Source organism: Acidothermus cellulolyticus 11B (genome assembly GCF_000015025.1).
Taxonomy (GTDB): domain Bacteria; phylum Actinomycetota; class Actinomycetes; order Acidothermales; family Acidothermaceae; genus Acidothermus; species Acidothermus cellulolyticus.
Genome location: NC_008578.1, coordinates 630,762 through 645,759 on the forward strand (window position 1 = coordinate 630,762; position 14,998 = coordinate 645,759).

The 14,998-nt window shown below is 64.8% G+C and carries 12 protein-coding genes; 3 read left to right on the forward strand and 9 right to left on the reverse strand.

Annotated elements, in window-relative coordinates:
- The first annotated feature begins 165 nt into the window (after positions 1-165).
- A complete protein-coding gene (locus tag ACEL_RS03050) occupies positions 166-1,785 on the forward strand; it encodes an NRAMP family divalent metal transporter (protein WP_041834908.1) in 1,620 nt (539 codons plus the stop codon).
- Here the strand turns inward: ACEL_RS03050 and cydC are convergent.
- The 7 genes from cydC to ACEL_RS03085 all read right to left on the reverse strand — a co-directional run bounded on the left by cydC (position 1,782) and on the right by ACEL_RS03085 (position 10,465).
- The gene (gene cydC, locus ACEL_RS03055) at positions 1,782-3,458 is read right to left on the reverse strand and encodes a thiol reductant ABC exporter subunit CydC (RefSeq protein WP_011719433.1); all 1,677 of its coding nucleotides are present in this window, start codon (positions 3,456-3,458) and stop codon (positions 1,782-1,784) included. The genes ACEL_RS03050 and cydC overlap by 4 nt on opposite strands.
- On the reverse strand, positions 3,455-5,209 hold the full coding sequence (cydD, locus tag ACEL_RS03060) for a thiol reductant ABC exporter subunit CydD (protein WP_169303182.1): 1,755 nt from the start codon (positions 5,207-5,209) through the stop codon (positions 3,455-3,457). The genes cydC and cydD overlap by 4 nt, the downstream gene beginning before the upstream one ends.
- A gap of 60 nt (positions 5,210-5,269) precedes the next feature.
- Positions 5,270-6,316 (reverse strand): cytochrome d ubiquinol oxidase subunit II, encoded by a 1,047-nt coding sequence (cydB, locus tag ACEL_RS03065; RefSeq protein ID WP_011719435.1) that lies wholly within the window; start codon positions 6,314-6,316, stop codon positions 5,270-5,272.
- Positions 6,317-6,333: 17 nt separating this feature from the next.
- Positions 6,334-7,758: a cytochrome ubiquinol oxidase subunit I gene (locus ACEL_RS03070; RefSeq protein ID WP_169303183.1), complete on the reverse strand. Its 1,425-nt coding sequence runs from the start codon at positions 7,756-7,758 to the stop codon at positions 6,334-6,336.
- 150 nt (positions 7,759-7,908) lie between these two features.
- Positions 7,909-8,268: a sec-independent translocase gene (locus tag ACEL_RS03075; protein WP_011719437.1), complete on the reverse strand. Its 360-nt coding sequence runs from the start codon at positions 8,266-8,268 to the stop codon at positions 7,909-7,911.
- A 152-nt stretch (positions 8,269-8,420) separates the two neighbouring features.
- Complete coding sequence (locus ACEL_RS03080) at positions 8,421-8,765, reverse strand: histone-like nucleoid-structuring protein Lsr2 (RefSeq protein ID WP_011719438.1); 345 nt, start codon at positions 8,763-8,765, stop codon at positions 8,421-8,423.
- Between the two features lie 281 nt (positions 8,766-9,046).
- Entirely contained in the window at positions 9,047-10,465 is a 1,419-nt protein-coding gene (locus ACEL_RS03085; protein WP_011719439.1) for a glycoside hydrolase family 18 protein, read from the reverse strand.
- Positions 10,466-10,719: 254 nt separating this feature from the next.
- Here ACEL_RS03085 and ACEL_RS03090 point away from each other — a divergent pair, with 254 nt between their 5' ends.
- Together ACEL_RS03090 and ACEL_RS03095 are read left to right on the forward strand one after the other, a co-directional pair.
- Positions 10,720-11,577, forward strand: a complete 858-nt coding sequence (locus tag ACEL_RS03090) for an SMP-30/gluconolactonase/LRE family protein (protein WP_041835308.1) — start codon at positions 10,720-10,722, stop codon at positions 11,575-11,577.
- A gap of 95 nt (positions 11,578-11,672) precedes the next feature.
- Positions 11,673-12,503 carry a ZIP family metal transporter gene (locus ACEL_RS03095; RefSeq protein WP_011719441.1) on the forward strand — a complete coding sequence of 277 codons (831 nt, stop codon included), beginning with the start codon at positions 11,673-11,675 and terminating at the stop codon, positions 12,501-12,503.
- Between the two features lie 150 nt (positions 12,504-12,653).
- On the opposite strand, the gene ACEL_RS03100 is transcribed toward ACEL_RS03095, so the two are convergent.
- Positions 12,654-13,109 (reverse strand): MarR family winged helix-turn-helix transcriptional regulator, encoded by a 456-nt coding sequence (locus ACEL_RS03100; protein WP_011719442.1) that lies wholly within the window; start codon positions 13,107-13,109, stop codon positions 12,654-12,656.
- Between the two features lie 13 nt (positions 13,110-13,122).
- On the reverse strand, positions 13,123-14,772 hold the full coding sequence (locus tag ACEL_RS03105; RefSeq protein WP_148204644.1) for an MFS transporter: 1,650 nt from the start codon (positions 14,770-14,772) through the stop codon (positions 13,123-13,125).
- Between the last annotated feature and the right edge of the window lie 226 nt (positions 14,773-14,998).

Genomic DNA, 14,998 nt, shown 5'->3' on the forward strand with positions numbered 1-14,998 from the left:
GGCTCGTCCACGACCGTTTGCCCGCGATCCGGATCACCGGTTTGCGATCGGGGTGATGACGAGCCGTGGCTGCTGAGAGGAGGCGCCATGGTCCGTCGATTTCGTACGCGCGCATCTGCGTCGTCCTGGCCCGCCGAGGCTCCCGGAACGACCGCGCCGGCGGCGATGGAGGTACGACCGACCGCCGGGCAGGCTGTGCTGGACGACGCCCACATTGGTGACATCCGGGGTGCTCTGGGTTCCATTCGGGCGGATGCGCTAACCGAACGGCCGACATGGCGTCGCCGCCTTCTTACGCTGGCGGCAATTCTCGGCCCCGGCGTGATCGTCATGGTCGGCGACAACGACGCCGGTGGGGTCGCCACGTACGCGCAGGCCGGACAGGATTACGGCTATTCGCTGCTCTGGGTCCTGCTTCTCCTGATTCCGGTGCTCATCGTCAACCAGGAGATGGTCGTGCGTCTCGGCGCCGTCACCGGGGTCGGCCACGCACGATTGATCGTTGAACGATTCGGCCGGGGGTGGGGCTGGTTCTCAGTGGGCGACCTCTTCGTATTGAATTTTCTGACCTTGGCGACGGAATTCATCGGAATAGCTCTCGCCGCCGACTATATCGGTCTCTCGAAATACCTCGTGGTTCCCATCGCCGCGGTTGTTCTCGTGCTCATAACGGCATCGGGAAGCTTTCAGCGCTGGGAACGGTCGCTGTTCGTCTTCATCGCGGTCTCCCTCCTGCAGATTCCCATGCTCCTGCTCGCGCATCCGCACTGGGCGTCGATCGGTCGGCACCTCGTCGTTCCCGGCATCGCGGGCGGTGTCACGAGCAACGCAGTGCTGCTCATCATCGCGATCGTCGGGACGACGGTGGCGCCGTGGCAGCTTTTCTTCCAGCAGTCCAATATCATCGATAAGCGCATTACGCCGCGGTTCATCTCCTACGAGCGCGCGGACACCGTCATCGGCAGCATTTTCGTTATCATCGGCGCGATTGCGATCATGGTGACAGCGGCGTATGGTGCGGCGGGTACCGGTGGGTACGGCCATTTCACTGACGCCGCTGGTGTGGCGCATCTGCTCCGGCAGCACTCACCGGTTCTCGGTGCGATCTTCGCTGTTGTTCTCTTGGATGCGAGCATTATCGGCGCCGCCGCCGTTACTCTCTCGACGAGTTATGCGTTCGGCGACGTCTTCGGGATTCGCCACTCGCTGCATCGGTCGTTCCGGGACGCCAAGGAGTTCTACCTCAGTTACATCGGCTTGGTCGCTGCTGCTGCGGCGATCGTGCTCATTCCGGGCGCGCCGCTGGGATTAATCACCACGAGCGTGCAGGTGCTCGCCGGCCTTCTGCTGCCGTCGGCGAGCGTCTTTCTGCTGCTGCTCTGCAACGACCGCCACGTCCTTGGTCCGTGGACCAATCCACGGTGGCTCAATGTCGTCACCGGTGTCATCATCGGGGTGCTGCTCCTTCTCTCCGCCACGCTCATGGTGACGACCCTCTTCCCCGAGGTGCCCATCGTTCCGTTGCTCATCGGTCTCAGCACAGGCTTGGTCGTCCTCGGTGCCAGTGGTTGGCTGGTCGCACGAGTGAGCCAGCGAGGGCGGCCCAGCGGACAGGCAGGTCCACCGGTGTACGGCGACAAGCAGACGTGGCGGATGCCCTCGCTTGCCGTCCTGCCGCCGGTCGAATGGTCCACGTGGACGAAAATCAGCATGGTAGCGCTGCGGGGATACCTCATCCTGAGCGCCGTCCTGTTGGTCGTGAAGGCAATTCGGCTCGCCCATTAGCGGCCTAGGACGATCGTTGCGTCAGCCCGTAGGGGTATGTCGATGCCTTCGGGGGTCATGATGACGAGGGACTTTTCCGTGAACTCTGCGTCGATCTCTGCGAGAAGACGAGGCACATCGTGAGGTTCAATGTGAGCCGCCGGTTCGTCCAGCAGGACGATGTCCACGGCGGTCAGCAGTAGGCGGGCCAGACCCAGCCGCTGCCGCTCACCGCTGCTGAGCTGGCGTCCTCCAGCGCCGAGGATGGTATCAAGCCCGTTCGGCAGCGACGTGAGCCACTGCGCCAGTCCGACTCGTGACAGCGCCGTCTTGCAGGCGTCATCCGAGGCCGTGGGTGCCGCCAGGCGCACATTGTCACGCACGGTTGCCGTAAAGATGTAAACCTCGTCGGGCATCCATCCGACGACCTCAGCAATCTGCGTTCGGCGAAGCGTGTGGAGCGGTACATCGCCGAGCATGACCGCCCCGCTCAGTGGTTCGAGGAAATGGAGAAGGACATAGCTTAAGGTCGATTTTCCTGAACCATTGGGTCCGGTGACGACGAGGCGTGCGCGGGGCGGAACGTGCACTGTTGGATAACGAAATTCCGTGACGCCGGTGGCGGGGGAGACGGAATCGGCCTGTTGACTGCGCCGCACGACGATGTCACGCGCCAGCAGCTGCGCCGGCCGGGTAGGCGGGACTCCGGCTACGGCGGGTTCTCGGCTCGGCAGCGGCCGGCTGGCTACCGCGCTGAGATTTCGGGCCGCTCCTCGGGCTCGGCCGATATTTTGCAGGCCGTCGGGCAAGGCGAGACAGACCTCGCCGACCGCAAGGACAAGGAAAGCCGCTGCTGCCACAGATGATCCGTTGATTGCACCGCGTGCTGCGAGATGACGCCCGATCAGCAAGACAAGGACGAGTGTGCCTCCGCTGATGATAGAAATGAGCATTCGCGTCAGGCCGACAGTGAGAGCGTGCCGGACCTCGTGCGGGCGGGTCTCGGCGGTGGCGTGGCGGACGACTGTGTCGAGAACATCACTTCGGTCATAGACGAGAAGTTCAGGCAGCGCCGAGAATGCCTCGAACACCTGTGCGTTGAGAAGGGCGCGGGCTTCGCTCAGTCGCTGCTCCGCACGCTCATGAACGGTCGTCGACCAGAGTGCGATTCCTTGCGCTGCGGCTGTTCCGGCCGCGACTATCATCCCGAGAACCGGTTGAATAGCGATGGCGGCAAGGGTTCCGATGAGCCATGCCCCCACAGCATCAGTGATCGCCGCGGCACCACGAATGCGACCGTTGGCCACGACGTCGGCGTCGGTGACGAGGCGGTTGACCACCTCGCCGGTGCGAGGTACCGCCGCGGGGACCAGCGGTTCCAGGCGGTCATAGAGCCATAAGCGAATGCGGCCGAGATAGCGGAGAGCTGCGGCGTGCAACACGAGGCGAGCTGCGTAGCGGCCAACGCCGCGGCCAAGTGCGAGGGACTGAACAGACGCAGCAGCGACCGCTAAGGCGAGGATGGGCGGCCGAAGCGAGGCATCGGTGATGAGCCAGCCGGCCATCGTCATGAGTCCAATGCCTGATCCGACGGTGGTCCAACTGATCGCGACTGCCTTCAGGCACGTCCGCCACTCCACTCTGCGCCAGAGACGTGGCAGTGCGGTTTCGGTGGGAGGGGGCGATGCGCTCATGGCAGGTCTACAGTGCGTGAGGCGGACGACGGCAGAGGAAACCGCAGCGATACGGTTCCGTCCGTTCCCGGCAGCTCGACGACGACGTGGGCGAGCTGCGTAAGGGCAGGGCGGTGCGTCACGATCAGTGCTGTCTTGCCCGTTAAATGATGTGCCAAGGTAGCGAGAATGCCATCTTCGGAGTCGTGGTCGAGATGCTCCGTCGGTTCATCCAGTAGATAGAGAGACGCTCGACGCAACAGGATGCGTGCGAGGCCGAGGCGCTGCCGCTCTCCCGCGGAGAGCGGCCGACCACCCGGGCCGATCCGGGTCTCGAGCGCCTGGGGAAATCGCTCGACCATGCGAGCCGCACCGGCCGCAACCAGTGCGTCGTACAGTTCAGCGTCTGTCGCGTCCGGCCGCGCGAGCCGCAGGTTGTCGGCCACCGTCCCGGGGATGATGGCCGGCGGTTGCGGGAGGTAGCCGATGAATCGGCGCCATGTCGTGAGCTCCGCCGGTGACAGCACAGCGTCGCCGACGGTGATATGACCGGCGTCGGGGACGCGGAGACCGGCGACCACCTGAAGCAGTGTCGATTTCCCGGCACCGTTAGGTCCGACGACGACAACCACCGTGCCAGGGCGGAGAGTCAGAGCCTCGAGCCGCAGCCGGTCGCGTTGGCGGTCGCCGCGGACCACAATGCCGCTGAGCCGGATCGTTTGATTGCCGGGGTCCGGCGATCCGCCGGCGGCGCTCCTCGGTAAGGCATTCGGTAACCGGTTGGACAGGTCGGCATCCGTAGTATTCCCGAGTGCTCCACGAAAAGCCGCCGCGATCTCGTCGAGAGCTTGCGCCGCCTCCGCCGTCTCGTGAAATTGTGCGCTCGCATTCCGGAGCGGCGCGAGAATCTCCGGCGTGATGACGAGCACCGTCAATGCTGACACGAGCGAGACATGGCCATAGATCAGGCGAAGACCCAGCGGTACCGCAACGAGTGCGACTGCGACGGCGGCGAGCGTGTCCAGGACCAGGGCGGTGAGGAACGCCAGACGCAGGCTCGCCAGGGTGGCTGTTTCAAGCTGCTGTTCGAGTGCAGTCAAATGATTTCGCCTTTGCGCCGTCAGACCGAACGCGCGCAAAACCGGCAGACCGTTGAATGTATCGGCAACCTGGGCGGCGAAGCGTGCCGTAATGTTCCAGCGCCGCGTTGCCAGTTGCGTCGTGCTCCGGCCGACCAATACCCCGAATACTGGAAAGAGCAGCAGGGGGACGAACACGATGAGCAACGACGGCCAGTCGAGCCAGCCGACGGCACCAAGGAGCAAAGGCGGTGTTACGACAAGGGAGACAAGGCTCGGCAGATAGCGGCCGAGGTATCCGTCGAGACCGTCAAGCCCTCGGCTGGCGAGAACGGCGATGCGTATCGGGTCGGTATGCTGCGAGATCGCCTCATGCATCGCCGAAGTGAGAAACCGTGTGCGCAACTGTTCCTTAGCCCGGACGACTACCCAGTTGGCGTACTGGTCGGCGCTGAATCCGGCGCCGGCGCGGAGAGCTATGCCGGCGAACAGGCCCAGTACCCAGGTGCTTGCGGAGGCGGTGTGCCGGCGCGTAAAGAAAGAATCAAGGAGATGGGCAAGAGCAAGCGCCTGCAGATACATTCCAGCGACCACCGCTACGCCGGTTATCACAGCAACAACGATTCCTCGGCGGACTGCAGGCAAATCAAGAAGAATTCTTACGGTCGGAGGATATCGAGGACGTGCAGCCACGGCGTCACATTCCTGACACGGGCCGGGCACGGCTCCCGAGAACTGCATGATGTCTAGTGATCACGCTGAACCCGTTGCGCCGGATCCGGTCGTCGGGCGCATGAGCCGCCGCCGGAAGACCCAGTAGGTCCAACCCTGGTAGGCGAGCACCAAGGGCGTGAAAATTGCTGCGACGATCGTCATGACGACCAAAGTGTAATGCCCGGACGCCGCCGCGGCGATTGTCACCGAATGTGCAGGGTGGTGGAAGTCCGGAAAGACTGTGGGGAACATGCGGGCGAACACGGCACCCATAGTGAGGAGGAGGCTGCCGCCTGTTGCGGCGAAGGCGGCCCCGTCCCTGGCACGCGCAACGAGAAAGGTACCGGCTGCGACACCGGCGACGCCTGCGACGGCCATGGCAAGCGGAACGACACCGGGCAGTGCCTCGGGCAGGGCCTTTCCCCTTGTTAGGGCGACTGCGAGCACGACGGCGCCGGTGAGGAGAGTCGCTGCAACGCCCAGCGGGACGGCGACGCTCCGTGTCCGGTGCGCGAGGCCGCTCGAAGTCTTGAGCAGCAGGAAATTCGCTCCGTGGAAACTCACGAGAGCGACCGTTGCGGCACCGCCCAGGACGGCGATGGGGTGCAGCAGCCCCGCGAGCCCGCCTCGGTACACACCGCCGGAGTCGAGAGGAAGACCGACCACCAGGTTGGTGAAAGCGACGCCCCAGACGGCGGGAGGTATGAGGCTGCCGAGGAAATTGGCCCAATCCCACGTGCGGCGCCAAGCCGGGCGGTGGTCTTTGTTCCTGAACTCAAAAGAAACACCGCGTGCGATCAGTGCAAGCAGAATGAGGAAGAGAGCGAGATAAAAGCCGCTGAAGAGGCGGGCATACCACAGGGGAAAGGCAGCGAAAGTCGCGCCGCCTGCAACGATCAGCCAGACTTCGTTACCGTCCCAGAACGGTCCGACGCTGTTCAGGCACATGCGCCGGTCGATCTCATCCTTGCTGACCAGCGGCGTGATGAGCGCGACACCGAAGTCGAAGCCCTCAAGGAACAGGTAGCCCGCCCACAGCAGTCCAATGAGGGAGAACCACGTGGTGTCAAGGACGCCGAACGACACGCTCCTGCCTCCTGTCCTTAGTAAACAAGCTCCGGCACTTCGTCCTCGCCGAATTGCGACGGCTCGACGAAGGGCCGTCGCGCGGCGCGCGCGATGAGGACGGCTGCGATGAAGCCGAGAATCGTGTAGACAGCGACGAAGGAACCGAGCGTTGCAGCGACATCGGCTACCGGTACGGTTGAGACGCCTGAGGCCGTCGTCATGAGCCCGTAGACAATCCAGGGTTGGCGACCAGCCTCGGTAAAGATCCACCCGGCCGTGTTGGCCACCAGAGGCAGGGCGATGCCGGCCAGGGCGATGCGCTGCAGCCAGCGACCCTCAAAGCCGGTGCGTCGTCGCATTCGCCAGAGAATCCAGAGCGGCAGAAGGACGAGCAGAATTCCGGCCCCGACCATGATACGGAACGACCAGTACGTGAGCCAGATGACCGGCACGTAGCTGCCGGAGCCGTAGCGGGCTTGCTCCGCCTGTTGTATTTGGTGAATGCCAAGAACCTCGCCCTCGGGGTTGAGGGTTGCGATAAGCGAAAGCAGACCGGGAACCCGGATTTGGAAGATTGGATTTCCCGAGAGATCGCCGATGGTCAGGAGCGAGAAGCTTGCGCCGCGTGTGGTATCGTACAATGCCTCGGCGGCAGCCATCTTCATCGGTTGCTGAGTGTCCATGAGGCGCGCTTGGCCGTCGCCGCTCACGGCGGTGAGGATTCCTGCGGCGGCGGTCACTCCGGCGGCGAGCATCGCAGCCTTTCGGAAGGCTAGACGACTCGGTGGGTCATCGGAGTCGCGACGGCTGCGGTAGACCGCGATTCCAAGCATGAGAGCCCCGCCCGTGGCGAGTGCGGCGAATACGGTATGGGCGAAGGACCACCAGAGGGTGGAGTTGCCGAGCACCGCCCAGAAATTCGTAAGAACGGCCTTGCCATTCTCGACGCGGTAGCCTACCGGATGCTGCATCCACGCGTTCGCAGCAAGAATGAAGAACGCGGACAGCAGGGTGCCGATGCTCACCAGCCAAATCGTGGCGAGATGGACACGCGGCGGCAGCCGATCACGGCCAAAGACCCAGAGGCCGATGAATGTCGATTCCAAGAAAAAGGCGAGAAGACCTTCGATGGCGAGCGGTGCGCCAAAGATGTTCCCGACGAACACTGAGTAGCGCGACCAATTAAGGCCGAACTGGAATTCAAGGACTATACCCGTGACGACGCCGACCGCCATGCTGATGAGGAAAATGTGACTAAAGAAACGAGTCAAGCGTTCCCAATCGGAGCCGCGATGCCTATGCGCAAGAGTGGCCAGAACGGCGACAAGGACGCCTAGCCCGATTGTCACCGGGACGAAGAAGAAGTGGAAGATGGTGACAATGGCGAACTGCCACCGCGCAAGGAAGAGAGCCACGAGGACCTCCGGCCGAGTCACACCGCGGAGACGAACGTGCGACACGTACTTTATCGTTGCGGTCAGCCGACGTCCGCATGACTTTTTTCACGGTTCCCTAGGACTTTGGTCCTAACGACGGTCATGGGCCGTCTTGGATGGCCTCAGGGTGGAGGGCATGCTACCGCTCACGACGGTGCACGTGGCGTTCTCGGCTCAGGTGGCTTCCGGGTCAAAAGGCGGCGGCCCGTCTGATCGCATCGCGACGCCTCCTTGATGCGACGGCGGCGGTAGTGGCCCGCCTCTCACCGGCGCTCGCGAATCCTGGTCATCGAGTAAGTGTCGTCGGATGAGATATCGGGGGTCGAGATCGGAGAGGCCCAGATCGTTGACGATGTGTCGGACGTCGCCAAGCTCCGCTTGCAGCTCGTTACGCGCCTGTCCGACGAGGCCTCGGAGCTGACGGAGCATTCGGGCGGCGTCTCGGGCAATGTGAGGGAGCCGCTCCGGGCCAAAGATGACCAACGCCAGGAGCCCGAGTACGAGGAGCTTGGCCGTGCTCAGGTCGAACGGCATTTCCGCACCCCCCTTTACCGGGCGGTCTGGCGCGCCTTTACCGGGCGGTCTGGCGCGCTGGCGAGCGGCGGTGTGCCTTTTAGCGTAGTCTCCAGCGGGCAGGCCTGCGACGGTGTGGGGAGGTGTTGGCCGGCACGCGGTGTCGAGGGTGGTCAGTGGCCGGCTGCGTGGTACATCTCAATGACGGCGACCGGAATACGGCCCCGCTCGGGAACAGGGATCCGGTGTGCTCGGGCCCAAGCCCGTACGGCCCGCGGGTCCGCGGCGACGGGCACGCGGCGCGGGACGACGTAACGGATTCGGCCGTTGCGCGTCGCCGTACGGAGCAGTCGCCGGCCGGCGCGCACGTAGGGTGCCAGGAGTGCGCGCAGGCGTGCGGCGTTGGACCGGCTGAGATCGATCTCGTATTCGACGCCGTCGAGAGCGAAGCGGACCGTCTCCGTTGCGGGCTCGCCGGTCCTGTCATCGACCACGGCGACCTGCCAGCGTTGCGCCATGACCCGTTCCTAACCTCGATCCGCGGTCGTCGAGTGTGCGTGCGCAGCAGCGCGCGGCGTACGAGCTTAGCGGTCTGGAGTGGCCGGGTTTCAGGCGGGTCCGTGCCGCGTCGTGCAGGCGCCGCGCCCAGGTGGCAGCTGTACGACACCGATGCAAAGACGTCGGCCGCTGACGCAGGTGCTGCGCGCACGCAGCACTTTCTCCTGCGTGGGTGTGCCGGGAATCCCGGCGCAGTGCGCGGGATTCCCGGCACGGTGGACTACCACGTCTGTCGGCACGTTCAGTGATCGATGAGACCGAGTGCGAGGGCTGCTCCCAAACTACCCGCGCTGTCGTCGCCGTCCAGTGACCACGCAGCGGTGCCTCCGAGGTCGCGGCGGAGAATGTAGTGCATTTTCTGACCGATTTCTACCGGGTCGTCGACGACATAGAGGGTCTCACTCGCCTGGTCGTAGAGCCAATAACCACCGGTTATCGGATCGCGGTAGGGCGCGTAGCCGAGAGCCTCCAGTTGCGCCCAGGTCGGAGAGCCGCCATTCAGCCACGACGGACCGGTCGCCGTCTGGTACAAGCCGTGTGTGCCACCGTCGGGGACGCCGACCCAGCCATGTCCGTAGAACGGCACACCGACGAGGAGCTTGTGCCGATCGGCGCCGGCGCGGAGAAAGGCGTCGATCGACTGGTCGACACTGAATTGCTGCGCCGAGCCGATCACGGCCACTTCAGCCGCGGACGGGTACAGCTCGGATTGAAAGTCCGTCGGGCCATGTGCCTCCCATGGCCCGTGGAAGTCGTAATCCATGACATCCATCTGGTCGAGAAGCCGCGAAATCTGCGGCACCTCGAGGAGGGCAATCTTCGTCGGGTTCGCTGACAGTGCGGCGGTGAGCAGGTACCGGCGGTGGTGATTCGCGCGGGCTGCGCTGTCCAGTTGGCGGCGAAATTCGGCAAGCAGCAAGGTGAAGTTCCGGGTGTCCTCAGGCCGTGCGGTGGGATTACCGTTTCCGTTGGTGAGCGTGGCACCGGCAGCACCGGGATATTCCCAGTCCACGTCAATGCCGTCGAAGATGCCCTTAGCGGCACCGGGCGGCAGACCGGGAAGGTTGCCGTTGATGAGCAGGTCGATGCATGAGGCGACAAGATGTGCGCGGGACTCAGCTGTCAGGGCGGCGTCGGAGAAGTATCCCGACCACGAGTATCCGCCGAGGGAGGCGATGATACGAAGATTCGGGTAACGCGTCTTCAATTCCCTCAGCTGCTTGAAATTTCCCTGAAGTCCGGACCAGTCGTCGGCGGTGCCGTCGACACTTGGGCGTCCGGTGGCGCCGCCGAACGGCATTTGGTAATCGGCCCACGGGTCGCCGCTGAGGCATTCAATGGGTGAGCCGGACACGGCAGGGTTCGGCGCGACATTGATGAATGCGTAGTTGATTTGGTTGAGGCGGCCGGCGTCACCGTTTGCGACCACGCCGGCTACGGTGAAACCGCTGTAGACCGACCACTGTGTGTAGTACGCGGCGCGGACGAGGCCGTCGCTGCGCGGTTCGTGGGCGGCCGCGCTTGATGGGACGACGACCGCGGCGACGAGGACGGCCGCCGCCGGGGCAAGCCGCCCGGTGCGGCGGTGCGTTCGGGTACTCCAGCGGGTGTGGCGCTGCGTACGGGTAATCCAGCGGGTGTGACGGAATCTCGACAACATGGCGGTGCTCCTCGACCAGGCCGCGTGGTGTCGCGGACGGCCTCAGGCTAATTGGCCTAGACCAATAGGTCAAGACCAATCTGCCGACGACGCAACCGGACCTGCCGTCGGTGCGATCACCCGCCGTCCCGTCATCCCGGGCGCTCACTGCGCCCGCCGCAGCTCGGGAATGGCGGCGTGGAGAAGCCGCGGTTGCACGGGCGCTCACTGCGCCCGCCGCACCTCGGGAATCGGGTTGCGGCAGGATGGTGGCGATGTCGACGGCGGAACAGTTCACCGAACCCGCGGCCTTTCACGCCGAGGGGCCCGTCTGGTCGCCGTACGGCCTGCGGTGGGTTGACATGTTGGCCGGCGATGTGCTCGGCGTCGTGGGTGGCGTTGTGCGCCGTCGGCACGTAGGTTCCGTCGCCGCAGCCCTCCGCCCGCGCCGCCAGGGCGGCATGGTCATCGCCGTCGAACGCGGCTTCGCGCTCTGCGACGGCGATCCTCTGGACGCTTCCTCTGCGCTCTTTCCACTGCCAGAGTTATGGACGGACCGCGGCGTGCGGATGAACGACGGCGGCTGTGATCCGGCGGGCCGGTTCTACTGCGGGTCAATGGCCTATGACCAAGCGCCTGGCCGGGGAGCGTTGTATCGGCTCGACCCCGATCACTCGAGCCACCTCGTCCTGCCGAACGTCACAATCTCCAACGGCATCGACTGGAGTCCAGACGGCTCACTGGTGTACTACAACGACTCGCCCACCCACCGGGTCTGGTGTTTCGACGACGATGGCTTATCGGGTCTGCGCAACCGCCGGGTCTTCGCCGAGATTCCCGAGGATCTAGGAGTCGGCGACGGGCTCACTGTCGATGCCGACGGCGGCGTCTGGGTCGCGATTTACGGCGGCGGGCAGGTCCGGCGGTATCGACCGGACGGCGTGCTGGATGGCGTCGTCGAACTCCCAGTGACCCAGGTGACCGCATGTGCGTTCGGCGGTGATGATTTCGGCGAGCTGTTCATCACGACGTCCCGGGAGAATGTCGCGGACGGCGAACAGCCGGAGGCGGGCGCCGTCTTCCGGATTCGGCCGGGAGTCCACGGACGCCCACCCCGACCGTATGCCGGCTAGCTTAGGCTAAGCTAACTGAAGCGGGCCGCGGATCAGCACCGCGCCCGCCGCAGGAGACGCCGGCACCGCCGGCCGGCCGTAGATGGTGAGGTGTGATGAGCCCGGAACGCGTCGCCCTTCTCGGCGCAATCGCCGGAGTGACGATTTTCATTGGCCTGCCGGTTGGTCGGACCCGTAAAGCAATTCCCGCGACGAAGGTATTGCTCGGCGGTCTCGCCGCCGGGATTCTCGTGTTTCTTCTCTGGGACGTGCTCGAGCACGCTTGGGAACCAATTGACCAGGCGCTCGGCGACCACCACTACGCCTCGGCGATCGGGAACGGCGCCGTGATGACGGCCGGATTCTGCCTCGGGATGCTCGGATTGATTGGGTACGAGGTCTGGATGAGCCAGCGTGCCCGCCGCCGCGCACCCAGTCTGGGACCCGGCACGGCAGCGGTCGCTGAGCTTGAACCGTCGTTGCTCGGTACGCCGGCGCGGCGCCTCGCATTTTTCATCGCCGTGGGTATTGGCCTGCACAACTTCTCCGAGGGACTCGCCATTGGCCAGTCGGCTGCCCGCGGCGAACTCACCCTCGCGACCCTGCTGGTCATTGGATTCGCGACCCACAACGCGACCGAAGGCTTCGGTATCGTCGCGCCGCTGGCGGCCGAGGCCGTGCGACCGTCGTGGGGATGGCTCGGCCTGCTTGGTCTCATCGGCGGCGGCCCCACATTCATCGGGACGCTGGTGGGGCAGTCGGTGGTCAACGACACGCTCTCCATCGCGTTCCTCGCGCTTGCGGCGGGTTCGATTCTCTACGTCGTCGTCGAGCTGATCGCGGCCGGCCGCAAATCCGGCCACAAAGTCCTGTTGAGCACGGGCATTGTGCTCGGCGTCGTCCTGGGTTTTCTTACCGACGCGATTGTTACCGCCGCGGGGGCCTGACCTCGATCAACGGCGGGGTTCGCCTGCGGTGGTTGAGACGTGCCGTCGGCGGTGCTCCAGCATGTCGTTGACGCGGCGCGCGAGTCCCAACGCGCCGCCGGTGGGGCGCGCGCAGTTCTCCTGCAGCGCAGGACTTAGCGGCAGTCCGGGTCACTCGTCGCTGCCGAGGTCGTCGGCCAATCGATGGAGGACAGGCAGGACGTCTCGGATGGCGCGGAGCTCGGCGGTCGAGAGTCGGCGCAGATGTTCGGCGAGGAGCCTGGTACGGCGATCGGCGGTCCGCCGGATGACGGCCCGCCCGGCGGTGGTGAGCTCGACGAACGTCGAACGCGCGTCGGCAGGATCCGGTCGCCGCGCGACGAGTCCGAGGAGGAGCAGCGCATCAACCGTTCGGGACATTGTTGGCGGTGCGACACCTTCGCGATGAGCGAGCTCGCCGAGCCGCAATTGCCCGTGCTCCTCGAGGGTCGTCAGCACCGCGAGTTGCGACGGTGTGAGACCGCCCGCTGCGGCCGCTCGGGTGCGCCGCAACAACCGTCCCGCCGCAACCCGAAGGTCGGTCGCGAGCTCGACCAATTCCGCCGCGGATTTCTGTGCCGACGGCATGACGCGCCCTGCCTCACGCACCCTGGGCGGCCGGCGTCGCTGTCGGTCGCCGCTCCGCCTCGTCGTGCACGTATCGGGCGCCACGGAACAGCGAGGCGACCGCGCCGATGACCGACATCGCAATGGCCATGGCGAAGACGACGACCAGTCCGTCGTGGAACGGCCCGGCGATGAGCGACGGGAAGAATGTCCGGCCGGTGAGCACCGCGGCATCCGTGGGCGGGAGGGTCGACAACACGTGCGGACCCAGCAAGGTCTGGATCGGGTTGTAGCCGAGGAATGCGGCGAACAGGCTTGCCACCGGCGGGGCGTTTCCGATGGCTGTGGCGATGTTCGAAGGCACGTGGTGTGCTTCGAGGCCGCTGGTCAGCGTGTGCGGCAGGTTGTGCGCCAATCCGAGGATCATCAAGGAGAAGAAAATGCCGATCGACAGCGACGTCCCGGAGTTGAAGAAGGTCGAGCGCATTCCGGATGCCGCGCCACGGGTGCTGGCCGGTACGGCGTTCATGATGGCGGTCGTGTTCGGCGAGGAGAACAGCCCGGAACCGATTCCGTTTATCGCCAGGAGAGCAGCGAATTCCCAGTACGGGAAATTCGTCGGCAGCGCCATCAGACCGGCGAAACTGGCCGCGACGATGAGCAGGCCGCCGGTGGCGAATGCTCGAGCGCCGAACCGGTCCGAGAGATAGCCCGAAATGGGCCCCGCAGCGAGAAACGCAATGGTCAGGGGAAGAAGGTAGATGCCCGCCCATAAGGGGGTGTCCGCGAACTTGTAGCCATGCAACGGAAGCCAGATGCCCTGCAGCCAGATGATGAGCATGAATTGCATGCCGCCGCGCGCAATGGACGCAAGCCACCCGGCGAGATTGCCCGCACTGAAGGCCTTGATGCGGAACAACTGCATGTGGAACATCGGCTCGGGAACCTTGGTTTCGATGATGCAGAACACCGCGAGCAGCGCGGCTCCGCCGACGAGTCCGGCATCGACCCACGGGTTTGTCCAGCCCATGGTCGAGCCGCCGTACGGCTGAATGCCGTAGGTGATGGCGACGAGAATCGCGGTGAGACCGAGGCCAAACGTGAGGTTGCCCCAGACGTCGATGCGGGCGGGCGAGCGTTCACCGATCTCCCGCAGGCTCGCGTACGACCAGATCGTGCCGAGGAGGCCGAACGGTACGGAGACGAAGAACACCAGGCGCCAGTCCACCTCGGAGAGCAGTCCACCGGCGATCAGGCCGATGAACGATCCGGCAATGGCGGCGACTTGGTTGATGCCCATGGCCATGCCGCGTCGATCCGGCGGAAAAGCGTCGGTGAGAATGGCCGCTGAATTCGCGAACAGCATGGCCGCCCCGACGCCCTGCACGACCCGCCAGATGATTAACCAGAGCGCTCCGCCGCCGCCGGTGAGCGGATCGAGGGCCAGCGCGATGGATGCCGCCGTGAAGATGGCGAAGCCCATGCTGTAAATCCGAACCCGACCGTAGATGTCGCCCAAGCGTCCCACGCTCACGACCAGGACAGCCGTGACCAGGAGAAATCCCATAATCATCCACAGCAGATAGCTGACATTGCCGTGGGCGAGCGGATCGATGTGAATGCCGCGGAAGATGGCCGGTAGGGAGATCATCACGATCGATGAGTTGATCGTGGCCATCAACATGCCAAGCGTGGTGTTGGACAGCGCCACCCAGCGGTAATGCGGATGGTCGGCGTCGATCGTTCTGCGCAGCGCCCAGGTGGCCTCCGCCACGGCGTCCACCTCCTAGGACCCATCAGACAATTCGTTAGCATCAACTAACTAACTACGGAGAATATTTCACATCGGCTGCATCGTCAACCTCCGGACGGATAATGCGCGGTCCACGTCACGCAGCCAGTGCACGGCC